The organism is Mesorhizobium sp. M0715 (assembly GCF_040320355.1).
Lineage (GTDB): Bacteria > Pseudomonadota > Alphaproteobacteria > Rhizobiales > Rhizobiaceae > Mesorhizobium.
In genome coordinates this window covers 188,289-204,688 of record NZ_JAMYPL010000002.1, presented here as the reverse complement: position 1 = coordinate 204,688, position 16,400 = coordinate 188,289, and the positions used below count along the sequence as shown (strand labels likewise).

General features: G+C 60.9%; 13 protein-coding genes and 1 tRNA gene. 9 read left to right on the top strand and 5 right to left on the bottom strand.

Annotated elements, in window-relative coordinates; genetic code table 11:
• Positions 1 to 184: 184 nt before the first annotated feature.
• From NKI21_RS02845 to NKI21_RS02825, 5 genes are all read left to right on the top strand, one after another.
• Entirely contained in the window at positions 185 to 1,030 is an 846-nt protein-coding gene (locus NKI21_RS02845; RefSeq protein ID WP_352864442.1) for a hypothetical protein, read from the top strand.
• A gap of 283 nt (positions 1,031 to 1,313) precedes the next feature.
• Positions 1,314 to 1,396, top strand: a tRNA-Arg gene (locus NKI21_RS02840).
• 671 nt (positions 1,397 to 2,067) lie between these two features.
• Positions 2,068 to 2,700: a DNA methyltransferase gene (locus tag NKI21_RS02835; RefSeq protein ID WP_352864439.1), complete on the top strand. Its 633-nt coding sequence runs from the start codon at positions 2,068 to 2,070 to the stop codon at positions 2,698 to 2,700.
• A gap of 206 nt (positions 2,701 to 2,906) precedes the next feature.
• A complete protein-coding gene (locus NKI21_RS02830; RefSeq protein ID WP_352864436.1) occupies positions 2,907 to 3,887 on the top strand; it encodes a DNA methyltransferase in 981 nt (326 codons plus the stop codon).
• Positions 3,884 to 6,424, top strand: coding sequence for a DEAD/DEAH box helicase (locus NKI21_RS02825; RefSeq protein WP_352809557.1), 2,541 nt, complete (start codon positions 3,884 to 3,886; stop codon positions 6,422 to 6,424). The genes NKI21_RS02830 and NKI21_RS02825 overlap by 4 nt, the downstream gene beginning before the upstream one ends.
• Before the next feature lie 74 nt (positions 6,425 to 6,498).
• On the opposite strand, the gene NKI21_RS02820 is transcribed toward NKI21_RS02825, so the two are convergent.
• On the bottom strand, positions 6,499 to 7,623 hold the full coding sequence (locus tag NKI21_RS02820; protein WP_352864433.1) for a LacI family DNA-binding transcriptional regulator: 1,125 nt from the start codon (positions 7,621 to 7,623) through the stop codon (positions 6,499 to 6,501).
• Between the two features lie 557 nt (positions 7,624 to 8,180).
• Between NKI21_RS02820 and NKI21_RS02815 the strand changes: the two genes are divergently transcribed.
• From NKI21_RS02815 to NKI21_RS02800, 4 genes are all read left to right on the top strand, one after another.
• The gene (locus tag NKI21_RS02815) at positions 8,181 to 9,143 is read left to right on the top strand and encodes a sugar-binding protein (protein WP_352864430.1); all 963 of its coding nucleotides are present in this window, start codon (positions 8,181 to 8,183) and stop codon (positions 9,141 to 9,143) included.
• A gap of 115 nt (positions 9,144 to 9,258) precedes the next feature.
• The gene (locus NKI21_RS02810) at positions 9,259 to 10,797 is read left to right on the top strand and encodes a sugar ABC transporter ATP-binding protein (protein WP_352864566.1); all 1,539 of its coding nucleotides are present in this window, start codon (positions 9,259 to 9,261) and stop codon (positions 10,795 to 10,797) included.
• A gap of 59 nt (positions 10,798 to 10,856) precedes the next feature.
• Complete coding sequence (locus NKI21_RS02805) at positions 10,857 to 11,849, top strand: ABC transporter permease (RefSeq protein WP_352440541.1); 993 nt, start codon at positions 10,857 to 10,859, stop codon at positions 11,847 to 11,849.
• A gap of 136 nt (positions 11,850 to 11,985) precedes the next feature.
• Entirely contained in the window at positions 11,986 to 12,879 is an 894-nt protein-coding gene (locus tag NKI21_RS02800) for an aldose 1-epimerase (RefSeq protein ID WP_352864425.1), read from the top strand.
• A gap of 8 nt (positions 12,880 to 12,887) precedes the next feature.
• Here NKI21_RS02800 and phnN read toward each other — a convergent pair whose 3' ends face one another.
• From phnN to iolB, 4 genes are all read right to left on the bottom strand, one after another.
• Positions 12,888 to 13,517 carry a phosphonate metabolism protein/1,5-bisphosphokinase (PRPP-forming) PhnN gene (phnN, locus tag NKI21_RS02795; RefSeq protein WP_352864422.1) on the bottom strand — a complete coding sequence of 210 codons (630 nt, stop codon included), beginning with the start codon at positions 13,515 to 13,517 and terminating at the stop codon, positions 12,888 to 12,890.
• Entirely contained in the window at positions 13,514 to 14,653 is a 1,140-nt protein-coding gene (locus NKI21_RS02790; RefSeq protein ID WP_352864419.1) for an alpha-D-ribose 1-methylphosphonate 5-triphosphate diphosphatase, read from the bottom strand. Before NKI21_RS02790 ends, phnN begins: the two co-directional genes overlap by 4 nt.
• Before the next feature lie 13 nt (positions 14,654 to 14,666).
• The gene (locus NKI21_RS02785) at positions 14,667 to 15,374 is read right to left on the bottom strand and encodes a DUF1045 domain-containing protein (protein ID WP_352440537.1); all 708 of its coding nucleotides are present in this window, start codon (positions 15,372 to 15,374) and stop codon (positions 14,667 to 14,669) included.
• 153 nt (positions 15,375 to 15,527) lie between these two features.
• Positions 15,528 to 16,340: a 5-deoxy-glucuronate isomerase gene (gene iolB / locus NKI21_RS02780; RefSeq protein WP_352864415.1), complete on the bottom strand. Its 813-nt coding sequence runs from the start codon at positions 16,338 to 16,340 to the stop codon at positions 15,528 to 15,530.
• Positions 16,341 to 16,400 lie beyond the last annotated feature (60 nt).

Sequence of the window (16,400 nt, the reverse complement as noted above, 5' to 3'; positions counted from 1 at the left end):
TCACAAGTTGCCTTTCATCCTGTAGGGCAAAGGCCATGTAGGGCGATTGACATCATGCGATTGAGACAGGGGGCGCTCATTCAGTTTGTCCACCTAGGCGCTCAATGCCCGGGCTTTACTTCGCCTCTGTGTCGGTCAAATGTGACAGTGGGCTCTCTGGAATGGGTACGGGTGGCTGACTAAGATGAGCGCAATTCTAGGCTTCTTCAACCAAGGCTGGGTCGGGGTTCTGGTAGGCACCCTCGGCATTGCGGTTGCGATCTACACTATCTTCCGACGCACGAAGGGACGTCTTCTATATCAGCAAACCAGCATACGATTGCTCGACGCTGGTCGAAGCTCTCTGCTGAACAATGTATCTGTGTTGTACGGGGACAAGAAAGTCCCTCGCGTTTCACTGACGCACGTTGCGATCTGGAACAGCGGTAGGTCCGCAGTTCGGTCAACGGATATATCCCAACATGGGCCAATCAAGATCGAATTGAATGGCGATGGAGAGATATTGGAAGCGACTGTAGCTGCATCAAGCATGCCAGACAACGACCCAACTCTAATTGTCAGTGATGATGGTCGGTCGTTTCTATTAAGTTTCTCATTTCTAAATCCTGGTCAAGGCGTTATTACACGAGCTATACATACTGCGGCTAAGGGAAATGCCTTGATCAGTGGCACTCTAATTGATTTACCTAAGATCGAAAATGCAGGACAATTGGGCATGGGTTCACTCCGTGCCTCAGGCGCTAATAAGACTATACTAATTACCAGAAGCAGGACCATCGTTGGCGTTTACCTACTGCTTAGTGGGGCAATATTCATCGTACTGGGGACCTTCTTTAAGGAAGATATGGCTGCAGTGGACCAGAAGCTGTCAGCCCTCTCACAATCCTACGGTTGGCTGATGGGTATCGCCTTGGGCGTACCTATGATTCTGGGCTCGCTCCTGCTACTCGTTTCTGGACGCTCGCCTCCCAATGTGCTTATCGCCAAATTGTCGAGTCCCGCAGAAGCTCCTGGAAGCGAGACGACATAGGGACCTGACGAGATCAGCGTGCTTCGCTTCACCCTCTTTCTTCAAGCGTACAAGCCCAGCAGTTGAACCTGGATCAGGAAAACGACGAATTTTTTCGTGAGGGTATCAATAAATGACCAAGTCGGCTGTCCCCCCGTGCCATCGCTTTTCGATAGTCGGTCGGTCACAACCAGGTCACCTTCTGTCACAAATTCGGGCCTTACGACCTTGACGAGGTATACGAACCGGGGGTAGCTCTGTTCCGTCAACCGGTTGTAGCGAATGAGTTATTTCTGGGATGCAAGCAGTTCTATGTTTGGTTGCCACCGCTAGTTAGCTGCCCTCCGAAGGCAGAGGTCACAGGTTCGAATCCTGTCGGGTGCGCCACAGACGAGGAGAATCTGCAGCTTGCCTCGATGCAGGATCGCAGCATCTCATGGCTCGCAGCATAAACCCACGTCCCTCTACGTTAACCGTCTGATGGATCTTTGATAAGCGCCAATCGATAGACCGCGAGCGCTGCCGCAATCATTAGAAGAAACGAGTAAATCAGAAGCAGGCAGTGTGCGGGTGCAGTCTTATATTTAAGGCAGATGCTGAAATCTTATGTTTGCGTGGCATTTCGTCCCCCCATTTTAGTTTCTGGCGCAGCGTAGTAGTGGCCGAGCCAAATCAAATACAAAGCTCAGCGCAATGCTTATGTGACGGCCTATTCGCTGCGATAGGAAATCTATCGACACACTTCCACCTAGCCGTACATAGCAGCCGATATGACCACTCCGCCAGAGGCCTTCAGGTCATCGCAAATGCAATATTTCCGCGCCGAAGACCGAGGCCCCCCCCACGGCCGCAGATCCGCGCGCTCCTCAGCGCGAATTTGCTTATTGCGCATTGCAAAAGCGACCACACCGGTTAATTTCCCCCCAAGGATGAGATGCATAGTCAATGTTCGCCTAGACTGGCTACTGCAAGCGGTAACGGTCGGAGTGAGAATTGTCTTATTGTGACGCAGAGGATGATCGGGCAAGGCCCGAGCAGAGAGCAACAAGACGATTCGAATGGCTGGAAAATATGACGACCTGACTCGCGAGCAGCTGGTTCGGATTCTGCAAAAACGTGATCGCGAGCGCCGGTACGGTCTAGTGTGGGAACGCGACGACATCGAAGCCGATCTGGCCGTCGATGAGAACTTCGTCGTCGCGACCTTGGACAAAGAACTGAGCGAACGCCCAGCTCCGTGGGAAAATCTGGTTATCGAGGGTGACAACTACGACGCCTTGCGCTGGCTTCGCATGGCCTATGCCGGCCGCGTGAAGTGCATCTACATCGACCCGCCCTACAATACCGGCAACAAGGACTGGGTCTATAACGACCACTATGTGGATGCCAATGATCGCTACCGGCACTCAACTTGGCTCGAATTCCTATATCGCCGGCTTACGCTAGCGCGCGACCTGCTCACCGAAGATGGTGTGCTGCTCGTGTCGATCAACGACGACAACCGCGCCAAGCTTGAAATGCTGATGGACGAGGCGTTGCCCGGGATGCGGGTGGGGAGTTTTACTTGGCGGACTCGAATTGGTGGGAACGAGGGCGGCGAGCATTTCTTCACTTCTAACCATGAACCCATTTTGGTTTATGCCAACTCGGCTTTCAAATTTGGAGGGACCGAAAAAACCTATGCAATGTAAAGTATTTTGACGAGAAGAAGGATGATTTCTATCGTCTGAGTGATCTTACCGTTGCTGTTTCGTATGATAACCCTAGGGCTGGCTTAGCTTACTATCCGATCAGGGACCCAAACACCGATATATGGTATCCCTGCAATCCAAATCGCGTATGGGCCTTTACCTCTCGTGAGCGAGCAACAACAAAATCAAAAGTAAAAACAAAATATATGGAGGAGTGGATTGCTCTAGGACAAATCTACTTCCCAGATGATCAGCGCGTCGAGCAGTGGAATTCGATAGAGGAACTTAGAAGGGCTATGGAGATTGGCGATGTGCCGATGAGCGGTCGATCCCCTCTGCTACGTCCCGGGCTGCCTGATCTTGAGTTCTGGGTCGGGCGAAAGGTTGGGTTCGGTGTTCCCTCATTTAAGCGCTACAAAAAGGAACTGAAACGAGCATCCCAGCCAATTTCCTCTTGGATTGTGCCTCAAAAGGAAAAGGCGACAGTGACTGAAGAGCTGACCAATCTTATTGTGGGTACTAATAGCGAGGGTGCGAAGGCTGTTAAGGACATATTTGGCCAGAAGATATTTGATTATACTAAGCCCGTATCGCTGATCCGCGAACTGATCCGCCAGTCCACCGGTCCCGCCGATTTGGTGCTAGATTTTTTTGCAGGTTCGGCCACGACCGGCCAGGCGGTGATGGAACTGAACGCCGAGGATGGCGGCGACCGACGTTTCATCCTGGTTTCCTCCACCGAAAAGACTGAGGAAGAGCCCGACAAGAACCTCGCCCGCGACGTAACCTCCGAGCGTATCCGTCGCTTGAACCGACTGGAGGAGGGTAAACATACCGAGCTTTCCGCCGGCTTTGCCTATCTGCGCATGCGCGAGGTTGAATTCGAAGACCTCGACTATGACGTCGAACCGCAGGAAATGTGGTCGGCGGTCGAGGCCATGCACGGCCTGCCGCTGACCGTGTTTGACGCGGACGCACCGTTCAATGCGCATGAAAGCGACGAATCGACGTTGGTTTTTGCCGACAAGCCGGATCAGGCTTTGCGCGTCTTCCTTGAGCTGCAGCCTGCGGGGCGGCCCGTATTTGTTTACGCGTGGACACCTGGCGCCATCCGCGAATGGGATCTTCCTGATACGATCGAGTTGCGCGCGGTGCGCGAAGTTCTAAAACAAAGATTCCAGCAATGAGCGCCGAGCCTGCAAGAAGGGCTGGCGACACGCTGCATACCCTCGCAGGCTACCAGTCGAAGGCGCGCGACGCGCTTCGCGACACGGTCAGGCGCATTGCCGGGTTGCAGGTCGAAAATCCAGTGCAGCGCGAGATAATCGCACGTGAGCTTGGCGTGGTCTTGTTGCAGGCGCCTACCGCCGCCGGCAAGACTTTGATCCTTGGCCGGACCCTGGAAAGCCTGCGCGGCGCGGTGCTTGGCAAATTCGCCTGGTTTTGGTTCACCCCGTTTGTCGGCTTGGTCGAGCAGACCAAGGACGCGTTGTCAGCGCAATGCCCGTCGCTGCGCCTGCGTGAGGTTGCCAAGGATAGGACAGCGGAAAGCACTCGCGACGGCGATGTTTTTGTGCAGACCTGGGCGACCGTCGCTGCCAACAATGCCGACGCGCGAAAGGTGCGCCGACGGGCCGAGGATTCCGGCTCGATTGACGATTTGATCAGCGAACTGCGCGACAAGGGCTTTTCTATCGGCGTGGTTATTGACGAGGCGCATGTGAATTTCGGCACCTCAGCCCACGCCGCAGCCGAATTCTATCTGAATGTGCTGAAACCTGACGCGACAATTCTCGCCACCGCGACGCCGAATGACGAAAAGCTGGAGTCCTTTGAGAAAGAGGCGGGCATACGTGTTGAAAGCCGGGTGGTCGTCGACCGTCAGGCGGTGGTCGACGCGGGACTGAACAAGATCGGCCTTGTGTTGGGCATTGTGACGTTTGGTGAGGAAGACAGCAAGCTGGTCGATCCTGAACAGGCCGCGTTCGCCGCCGGCTGGGCGCGCCACAAGAAGATTAGGAACGAACTGTCCGATCGTGGTATCGCCGTTACGCCCCTGATGCTGGTTCAGGTCGAAGACCAGAAGACGGGCCAGGCTGACCCTGTCGGACGCGTGCGCGAAAAGCTTGTACAGCTTGGCGTGCCTGCCGCCGCGATCAAGTCGCACACGTCAGGCAAGCCGGACCCTGACTTCCATGCCTTCGCCCATGATCCCGATGTAGAGGTGTTGATTTTCAAGGTGGCTGTCGCGACCGGTTTTGACGCGCCGCGCGCCTGGACGCTGGTTTCCGTGCGACCAAACCGCGGCGTTCAATTCGGCTTACAGATAGTAGGGCGCATTATGCGTGTGCATCCTGCAGTGCGGCATTTGCACAAGACGGTTCCCCTGCTTGACAACGGCTTTGTGGTGCTGACCGACCCGGAATTGCAGGGCGGCCTTGATGCGGCGGTGGCTGAATTGAAGGCCGTGCGAGAGTCCATCGACACGATCACCGACCACTTGAACGTCGTGCAGTTCGGCAGCGGCGCGCCGGTATTGCAGGACATCCAGGCGATACGTGGGGAAGGACTGTACTCAAGCGAGGAGCGAACTCAGCGCATCGACCAACTGGTGGAACAGGGTGTGCTGTTTCCCTCGGCGCGCAACGAACCCCCCGAATTTCAGGAGCGGCTGCTCAAAGCTGTCGACGCGGGCGTGGCGGGCGACTTGTTCGGCGATCTGCCGATCCAGCAGCAGCAAGTAAAAAGTGGAGGTAGCCCGGCGCGGAGTCGCGCGACGCTCTATCGACTGCGCATCGACCTGGGTCTGCCCGAAACGATGAAACGAGAAGAATTGCCGGCTATCCAGGCAGCCGGCGCCGACTTCGCTGAGATAGTTGGCCGTGAATTCGTAAAACGTATTCCCATCGCCGACTACCTGCTGGAACGCGGAAAAGCCGGCGAACTGCGACTGCGCGAGTTGTTCCAGAACCGCAGCGAGCTGTCGGAGCGGCTGAATGTGCCGATCTCTGCTGCTCGCGTTGATGATTTGGCTCAGGCAGCCTTCCAGTTTAACGATCAAATCGATCCGCGCGACCTGAAGCGCTCGATCTTGCGGGCGCTGGAGCGCGCTGCGGATGAAAGAGCCGTGCCGACCGACGAGCGCATGCTCAGGCGCGGCGTGGCGCTCGCTGCGCTGGAGCAACAGCAAGCGATGCGTGACGCCGTGCGTGCGGCGCAACGTCTGCGCATGACGGTTGAAGACGGAGATCGGATCCCCTTGAACTTAGTTGACGTTGAGGGATTGCAGCGTGCCGAAAAAGCCGCACATGGCATCTTTCCCTCTGGCATGAATCGCCCGGAAAGCGCATTTGCCCGGCTGCTCGACAAGGACAGCAGCGGCACAATTTTATGGTGGCTGCGCTGCACAGAAAACACCAAATGGGCGCCAAAACTGGTGCTGCCCGACGGCAGCAACTTTTTCCCCGATTTTGCTGTGGGCGTGGCGCGCCGCTCGAAACCCGATGGTATCGCGCTGATCGAAGTCAAGGATGACGGTGAAACGGGACGCTTGCAGTCTGATCGCAACACGATCAAGGCGCGAGTCGACCATTCGACCTATGGCAAGGTGTTCTGGGGAACGGTTCATGGCGAGGATTTGCCGGTACGTCTTTTGTTTGACGACAGGGTGAACCGGTTTGTGTCGACTGGCGCGTTTGATCTGGCCAGCCTAGTTTACGATTAAGCGAGAATGTCAGCGCGCGTTTCGATGGGACTGATGCCAACACGCACAGTTTGGCCGCTTCGGACCAAGGGCGCCTATCCCACTCCCCTCACCCCCCTTACACTCTCCCTTTCCACCAGCGGGCATTCCAGCTTGGTGATCGGATAGCGCCCCCGTCCAGGGGGCGCCGGGGCCTCCAGCTGCTCGATCGCCCATTGGCCCATCGCCATGTGCGGCAGGATCGAGGTGGTCAGCGGCGGGAAGAGGTGGCGGGCGATTTCCTCGTCGTCGTAGCCGACCACGGAAATATCCCCGGGAATGTGCAGGCCGGCTTCCTTCAGCGCTTCGTAGCAGCCGATCGCGGTGCGGTCGTTCTGGCAGAAGATGGCGGTCGGGCGCTCTTTTAGCGCCAAGAGCTTGACGGTCGCGGCGTAGCCGGCGCTGGCCGACCAGTCGCCCTCGACCACCAGCTCCGGGTCGAACGGAATGTCGGCGGTGGCGAGCGCGCGGCGGTAGCCCTTCAGCCGGTCTTGTGCCGCCTGCATCCACGGCTCGCCGGTGATGGTGGCGATGCGGCGGTGGCCGTGGCTGATCAAATGGCGGGTCGAGCTCTGGCCGCCGGCGATCTCGCTCGGCACCACGGCAGGGAAGGCATAGTCCGCCGTGTAGCAATTGAGCAGGATCACCGGGATGTCGAGGCCGTAGAGGTAATCGGGCGCCGTGATCTCGCGGGTGAAGATGGTCATGTAGATCAGCGCCGAAATGCCCCGCTTGGTCAGCGCTGAAATGGCGCGCGGCTCCATGACGGAATCGCCCAGCGTCTGCGCTACCAGAAGCACGTTGCCGGCATTCCATGAGGCCTGCCGCGCGCCCTCGATGGCGACCACGGCTTCCGGGCTGGTGGCGAGCTGGTCGACGGCAAAGCCGATCACCCCGTCGAGTCCTTCGAAGGCGGGCCCCTCGAAGGCAGGCAAAGCCGGGTGAAGTGCCTCGAAAGCGGGCGCGGTGTAGCCAAGCGTCCGCGCGGCCTCGATCACCCGTTCGCGGGTCTGCTGCGACAGCTTGATCCCCGGCGAATTGTTGAGCACGAAGGAAACGGTCGCCTGCGAGCAGCCGGCCGCCCTGGCGATATCGATCATGGTGACGCGGCCCTTGGCGCCCTTGGCCGGCGCCTTGCGCCGCCTCGCCGTGTCGCTGGCCCGATCCGTCGTCTCGCTCATGGCAAATCCCAGTCTGGCGGGCCGGTCAGGCCGGCAAGATGGCTGACGCCGTCGATTTATAGAGATATCGTCAAGGTCGTTTATAACTATTAGTATGCCGGAGGTCCATCCGCCATGGATCTCCATACAAGCCAAGACTCAAATGACAAAAGGGTTGGGCGGCGGGCCAGCGATGGCCACGGCTCGGCGTTTGACACGCCGCGCAACCGCCGGCATTGGCTCGGAACTAATACTGTTTACTAATACAAAAATGCGCTGTACCGTCAATCCGTCGCGTCCGGCCGGTGGGTTCGGGGCGGCGGGAGAGTACGAAAAATGGCCCGGTGGCGAGCGGATACTACCTCCGCGAGCCTTGTCTCGGATATGTGATATGTCAGACAAATCGGACTATTTACGAACGAAGGATGAGTCTCTAAGGTCCATGATCGTGGCTGGAACGACGCCATTCTTCGGTGCCGGGAACCCCTTTGAGGAGGAGGGCGTCCACGCTGCAAACGGCAAATCAGGTCAGTGCAAGATCGGCCGGTCCAACGACTGAGCCAAACGGGAGGTTGAACATGAAATCCTTGATACGCAATGCATCCGTAGCCGCGGCCGCGCTGCTGCTTGGCCTGTCGGCCACGGCAATCGCGCGCGCCCAAGACAAGCCGACGCTGGCCTTCGTCGTCAACGGCGCTTCCGATTTCTGGAAGGCCGCCGAAGCCGGCGTCAAGAAGGCGCAGGGCGAACTGCCCGACTATACGCTCGAACTCAAATATCCCGAGCAGTCCTCGGTCGCCATCCAGCAGCGGCTGATGGACGATCTGGTCACCGCCGGCGTCAAGGGCATCATGGTCTCGGCCGTCGATCCCAAGACCTCGACCGATGGGTTGAACAAGATCGCTTCGGAAACCGCGCTGTTCACCACCGACTCTGACGCACCGCAGACCAAGCGCGTCGCCTATATCGGCTCGTCCAACGTCGATGCCGGCAAGCAGGCGGCCGAAATCGCCAAGAAGGCGATGCCCAATGGCGGCAAATGCCTCGGCTTCGTCGGCCTGCTCGGCGCCGACAATGCCAAGGAGCGCATCCAGGGCATGAAGGACGGCCTGGCCGGCACCAAGATCGAGCTGATCGACGTGCGCGGCGACGACATCGACCAGGCGCGCGCCAAGAAGAACGTCGAGGACGCGCTGGTCGCCAGCCCCGACGTCACCTGCATGGTCGGCTTCTACTCCTACAACACGCCGCGCATCTATGAAGCGCTGCGCGACGCCGGCAAGCTCGGCTCGATCACCGTCGTCGGCTTCGATGACGATCCGATCACGCTGGGCGGCGTCAAGGAAGGCACCGTTGCCGCAACCGTCGTGCAGCAGCCCTTCGAATGGGCCTATCAGGGCATGAAGCTGATGGCTGCCTATCTCAAGGGCGACAAGTCGGGCATCCCGGAAGGCAACCTCATCATCATCCCGACCAAGATCATCGGCAAGGATGACGTCGACGCCTACGCCGCCAACCTGAAGGCGATGGCCGGAAAATAAGACTTGAAGCAGTTCAGCCGGCTCAACGTCGCTTGGGCCGGCTGCTCGCATTGACGAACCGCACGCGGATCGTCAGTCTGCCAAAAAGTCGGCCCGCCAATCGCTGTCAGGCATGATGAATTATTCCGACACATCCATCGCAGCAACGACGCCGTTCCTCAGCCTCGAGAACGTGCGCAAGACCTATCCGGGCGTCGTCGCGCTCGACGGCTTCTCCATGGAGGTCAGGCCGGGCGAGGTCATCGGCCTCGTCGGTGAAAACGGCGCCGGCAAATCGACCTTGATGAAGATTCTCGGCGGCGTCACCAAGCCGGACAGCGGCACGATCACCGTCGACGGCACCGCGCATGACAGGCTCTCCGTCGAAGGCAGCCTGGGTTCGGGCATCGCCTTCGTCCACCAGGAACTCAACCTGTTCGAAAATCTCGATGTCGCCGCCAACATTTTCTTCGGCCGCGAGCCGTTGCGCGCCGGGCCGCTCAAGCTCGTCGACCGCGCCAAGCTGCGCACCATGGTGGCGCCGCTTTTGAAGCGCGTCGGCGCCAATTTTTCCGCCGACACGCCGGTCGCGACCCTGTCGCTGGCCCAGCAGCAGATGGTCGAGATCGCCAAGGCGCTGTCGATCGAGGCAAGGCTGGTCATCCTCGACGAGCCGACATCGAGCCTGCCGCTCGCCGAAACCGACAAATTGCTCGACGTCATCAAGGCGCTGAAGGCCGACGGCATCAGCGTCATCTTCATTTCGCACCGCCTGCACGAGGTCGAGCGCGTCGCCGACCGCGTCGTCGTGCTGCGCGACGGCATGCTGGCCGGCACCTTGCCGAAAAGCGACATCGGCCACGACCAGATGGTCAAGCTGATGATCGGCCGCATGCTGAAGGAGCGCGAGAAAGCCTCGGAGGCGGCGCGTGCGCCCGGCGCCGTAGCGCTTGCGGCCAAGGCCATCCGTACGCCTGCCTATCCCGGCCGCCCGGTCGATCTCGACGTCAGGCGCGGCGAAATCCTCGGCCTTGCCGGCCTTGTCGGCTCCGGCCGCACCGAACTGGCGCGGGTGTTCTTCGGCATTGACTCGAAGCTCGGCGGCGCGCTCGAGCTCGACGGCAAGCCGCTTGCGCTGGCTTCCGCGGCCGACGCTGTCGCGCATGGCATCTTCCTGGTGCCGGAAGACCGCAAGCTCACCGGCATCCTGCTCGACCTGTCGATCGCGCAGAACATTTCGCTGCCCAATCTGCCTGCGCATGCGCGCCGCTCCCTGGTGTCCTCAAGCGCCGAGACCGCCACCGCCGAGAAGCAAAAGAAAGATCTCGGCATCAAGGCGCCTTCGGTGCAGACGCGCACCGGCACGCTGTCGGGCGGCAACCAGCAGAAGGTCGTGCTCGGCAAATGGCTGGCCATGAACCCCAAGGTGATGATCCTCGACGAGCCGACGCGCGGCATCGACATCGGCGCCAAGGCGGAAATCTACGGGCTGATGCGCGCATTGGCCGATGCCGGCGTCGCCGTGCTGATGATCTCGTCGGACATGGAAGAGGTGATCGGCGTGTCCGACCGCATCGCCGTCATGCATGAGGGCCAGATCTCGGGCATTCTCGACAAGGACCGGTTCAGCCAGGAAAACGTCCTGCTGCTGGCGGTGGGCAAGCAGCCGAAATAGTTTTTGTTGCCACGGGTTCCGGTCCGGAACCTTCCAGGGCGGGCATTGGGGAGAAGACGATGAGCAAGAAAGATCTCGGCCTGCTGATCCTGATCCTGGTGGTCGGGGCGATCGTTGCGATCATCAATCCGCGCTTCCTGCTTCCGATCAACCTCGCCAACACCTCGAACCTGATCGGCCTGTTCGGCATCCTGTCGATCGGCCAGGCCTTCGTCATCATCACCGGCGGCATCGAATTGTCGGTCGGCTCGGTGGTCGCGCTGCTCGGAACGCTATTCATCGACTTTATCGCCGTGCGTGGCATGGGATGGCCGGTTGCCTTCGTGCTCATCCTGGTGCTTGGCGCCATCATCGGCCTGGCACATGGCTGGCTGATCACAAGGCTCAAGCTGCAGCCCTTCGTCGTCACCCTGTGCGGCCTTTTGATCTACCGCGGCGTCGCCCGCTTCTACACTGGCGACGGCACGGCGGGTTTTGCGTTCGGCCAGAATTTCCCCGACCTCGAATTCCTCACCGCCGGGCGCTCTTATGGCGTGCCGAACAGTTTCATCGCGCTGATCGTTATTTCGATCGTCATGTGGGTGGTGCTGCACCGCTCGGTGTTCGGCCGCTATCTCTACGCCATCGGCAAGAACGAGGAGGCGGCGAAATATTCCGGCATCCGCACCGGCCGCGTCGTCATCGCCGCCTACGTCATCTGCGGCGTGCTGACGGCGCTGTCGGCGATCTATTTCGCCATGTACACGCGCTCGATCTCGCCGGCCAGCCACGGCCAGTTCTACGAACTCTACGCCATCGCCGCCGCCGTGCTCGGCGGCTTCTCGCTGCGCGGCGGCGAGGGCTCGCTGATCGGCGTCATCCTCGGCACGGTGCTGCTGCAGGAACTGCAGAACCTGGTCAATCTGCTCGGCATCCCGTCCTCGCTCAACTTCGCGGTGATGGGCGGCGTCATCCTCATCGGCGTGCTGGTCGACCAGCAATGGGGCGTGTTCCGGGAACGGCGGCTGATGGTCGACGCCACGCGCAAGAGCGCTTCCGGCGCCGCGGAATAATCGCCTTGCCAAGACGCGCCGCGCGTTTGTCGGCGCCTGGCGGCATGAATGAAATGGTTGCGGCCTTGCCGCCCTTCTGCGATTGCGGGACGTCTCCACATCATGCCGGATGTCGGTGGCGGACGAGTGGCAAGCCATGAGAGCGAAACCTGAACTGTTGATGTTGAGGGCGGGGGCGCTTGAAGCCGAACTGGCGCCGCAAATCGGCGGCAGCGTGAGCGCGCTGCGCTGGCGCGGCATCGATCTCCTGCGCCGGCTTTCGGACGGGGATCGCGATACCGGCAATGTGCTTGGCGTGGCCATGTTTCCAATGACACCCTACGCCAATCGCATCGCCGGAAATGCCTTCATGTTCGGAGGGAAACGCTGGCAGGTCCAGCCGAACAATCTCCCCGAAACAATCAATGTGCATGGCAGCGGCTGGAAGCATCCCTGGACTGTCATCGACGCGACCGCCGACAGCGCCGGATTGTCACTCGAAATTACCGCCGGTCCCGAGCCTTATTCCTATCGCGCGACGCAGGTTTTCGAAGCTTCCGATGAAAGCCTCGCGGTCCGAATGACGATCACCAACACCGGGCCGGTTTCGATGCCGTTCGGGTTCGGACTGCATCCCTGGTTCGACCGCGACCCGGACGTGACGCTGCGGTTCAACGCCACGCGGTTCTATCTGGAAGAACCGCAAGGCATTGCCGGCGATCCGATCACGCTTGCCCCCGAGCTCGACTTCGCCGATGGCCGGCCTTTGCCGGGCGGCTGGCGCAACAATGATTATGGCGGCTGGAGCGGCGAGGCCGAGATCCGCTTCCCGACACGCGGCGTCGGGCTGCGCATCAAGGCCGATCCGATGTTCAAGCACCTGATGCTTTATGCCGATCCTGCGAAACCGTATTTCTGCGTCGAGCCGCAGACCAATGCCTCCGGCGCCTTCCACCGCGACGGATGGAACGATCCGGACGAGGGCATCATCGTGCTTGCCCCGAGCGAAAGCATCGCCGGCACCGTCTCGTTCATGCCCTTTCGCGCTTGAAGGCTAGCCTAAATCAAGCCCGACATGTCGGAAAACGCCATCGCGTTGCGTAGCACTTCGGCGAAGCGCTCGCCGGCGGCTTCGCGCGGGCCGCTGTTGTCGATCGAGGTGACGCCAGGTCCCGACAGGCTCACATTGGCGCTGCGCGCCAGCCGCGCCAGCACTTCGCCGCGCGACTCGCGGCCGCGCATCGCCAGACGCTCGGCCAGCACTTCAGGCGAGGCGGTGATCTCGACGATGGCCAGATTGGCATAGCGTTCGCGCAAGGAGGGGATGATCGCGCGCGACACATTGGCGACAGCGACACGGCCATTGGCAACGGACCAGTCGACATCGGCAGGGATGCCGTAGCGCAAGCCGTGCGCTTCCCAGGAGACGGCGAAGGCGCCATCGGCTTCGGCCTCGACGAAGGCGGCATCGGCCAGCGTGTCGTGGTCCTCGCTGGCGACATCGCTCGGCCTGGTGATGACGCGGCGGACGAACTCCAGCCTTGTCTCATCGGCAAAGCGGGCGCGGGCGTAGCCGATCACTGTGTCCTTGCCGGCGCCGCTTGGGCCGACGACGGCGACGAAAACGCCATCGCGGATCGGAAACGTCTCGGCCGACAATTCCCGCTCGATCGATGCCGACACCATCATGCGACCCGGCTTCCCTGCCGCCACACGGTGCGCACCACCGGGACATGGTCGTCGACGCGCACGCGCACCAGGTCGGCGCGGCGGCCCTGTTCGATGACGCCGCGGTCGGTCAGGCCAATCGCATCGGCCGGGTTCTTTGAGACCATGGCGACGGCCTGCGGCAGGGAAATGCCTTCGACGACATCGCCGAGGAAGAACGCCGACTGAATCAGGCTGAAGGGAATGTAGTCGGACGACAAGATGTCGAGCAAGCCGTCGCCGGCCAGCGTACGGGCCGAGACATTGCCCGAATGCGAGGCGCCGCGCATGACGTTGGGCGCGCCCATCAGCACGCCCATCCCGGCCTCTTTCGAGGCCTTGGCGGCCTCTTCCGTGGTCGGGAATTCGGCGACGCGCACGCCCTGTTCGATCGCCTCGTCGACATGGCCTGATGTGGCGTCGTCGTGGCTGGCCAGCACGATGCCGCGCTCCTGGCAGGCGGCTGATATCACCGCCCGGTTCGGCGCTGAATTGCGCGCCGATTCGGCCATCCGCTTTTCGCAGAACAGCTTGAAATCGCGATCGGTCAGCTTCAGCTTGCGCTGGTAATAGTAGGCATAGGTCTCGAGATTGACGAACTGGCGCTGGCCTGGCGCATGGTCCATCAGCGATGCCAGCTTGACCCGCTCGTCGCCATCGAAATTGGCGAAAGCCCTGAGGCAGTCCGGTGCCGAAACCTCGCAGCGCAGGTGGATGAAATGGTCGGCGCGCAGACGGTCCTGCTTCACACTGTCCTCGATCGCGTCGGCCAGCTTGCGGATGTCGGCCGATGTCAGGTCGGCGTCTTCGTCCATGCCGACGCGCAAGGCGTCGAGCACGGTGGTGATGCCGGCGGTCGCCACCTGCGCGTCATGGGCGAGCACGGCGGCGATCGGATTCCAGCGCACCTTGGGCCGCGGCGCGTAGTGGCCTTCGAGATGGTCGGTGTGCAATTCGACCAGCCCGGGAATGACATAGTCGCCGCCCATATCCTCGCCGATGCGGCTGATGCCGGATTCGATGCCGGCGATAAAGCCGTCGCGCAGCACCAGCGAACCCTCGACGATCTCGTCGGCAAGCACGATGCGGGCATTGTGGAGAACAGTCTCGGCGGTCATTTCAGGCAGTCCTTCAGGCGGTTTTTCTGGCCGGGCGGCGCCCGAGCGCGTGATGCGAGAGCACCATGAACGGTGCACCCGGTTCGGTTTCGACAAACAAGGTCAGCGCATCCACCAGCACCTTCTGTTGCAGCACTTCCGCGAACAGGCTGTCGATCGCTGCGCGCAAACGAGGGCTTTCCTGTGACCCCGCCCGGCCGGACAGCGTCATGTGGAAGCGAAAGGTTTCGAAGACATAGGGGTAACCCCATTGGCAGAGATTGCGGAACTCGGCCGGCTTCAGCGAATCCGGGCTGCGCCGCTCGATTTCCGCCTCGCTCAGCGGTGCGCGAAACCGGTCGAAATCGCGCACCACGTCATCGGCGAACCGGTTGAGCGCAGGCACTGGCCCTTCCGGCACCAGTGCGAAGAAGCCGTCGATCTGGCTCACGACGAGACGCGGGATGGTCACCGCCGGCGTCGCCTCGGCGAATTGGTCGAGTGCGGCGCGCAGCGAGGCTTCCGTCTCGGTGGCAGCCAGGCGGAAGGGGGCTTTCAGCGTTGCGTGAAAGCCATAACGGCGCGCCGAAGCGGTGTGGAAAGCGACTTCCGCCGCCGACAGGTCTGCCACCGCTTCGACCGGCCTCGTCGCGGCGCCAAACGGGTCGCGGCCGAGCCAGTCGGCGGCGATCCGCGCCAGTGGCTCGTCCTGCCGGGGGGTGAAATAGAGGGCGTAGCGCATGGAAAGTCCTTGTCAGCTTCGCTGCCATAGGTGATTTCCATGACGAATTGACGAAGCCTTGCTGGCTTTCAGGTAACAAAACGCTGCGGCGGGGTCATTAGCCGACGATTTTTTCGTGCTGGACCAGGGAGCGAGTGCTCACGCAGCGACCGGTCAGGCCTTCATCAGCCATTCATGCTCAGGCGCATTGTGGAATTTCCACGTCCGCTTCGGTCCGGCCATGACGTTGAGATAATAGAGGTCATAGCCGTGGCAGGCGGCGCAGGGGTGATAACCCCCGGGCACCAGCACGACATCGCCATCCTCGATCGCCATGGCTTCGTCGAGCGCGCGATGGCCGTTCTTGTCGGCATCGGTGTAGACGCGCTGGAAGGCAAAGCCCTGCGGCGGGTTGAGACGGTGATAGTAGGTTTCCTCAAGATAGGATTCGGCGGGCAGATTGTCCTGGTCGTGCTTGTGCGGCGGATAGCTCGACGTGTGGCCGCCGGGCGTGATCACCTCGACCACCAGCAGCGAATCGGCCGGCTTGCCCTCCGGCAATATGTTGGTGACGTAGCGCGTGTTGGTGCCCTTGCCGCGCACCTCCTGGCCGAGATCGTCCGGTGCGATCATCCGCACCGGCAGGCCGCCGCCAAGGCCCGGCGCCGAGCAGACGGCAAGTTCCAGCTCGGTATCCGCCGTCACCGACCAGTCGGAGCCTTGCGGAATGTAGACCGACCACGGCTTGCCCTCGAAGGGCGACATGCGCTCGCCGAGCAGGCCGAGATCCTTGCCGCCGGCTGAAGCCTTGCCCTTGCCGGTAACGAACACCAGGCAGACTTCGCGATCGTCGGTTTTTCCGGACGCGCTCTCGCCCGGCTTCAGCCGATGCAGGTCGAAACCGACATAGGTCCAGCCGGCGCTTTTCGGCGTCACATGGGCGACGCGGCCAAGGCCCTTGTCGGCTTTGACGAGCAGCTTCGACATTTCTTGTCTCCTATTCCAGTGGCCTGACGGTTGCAGGCCTGTAAAGCCAAGTCGTTTGTT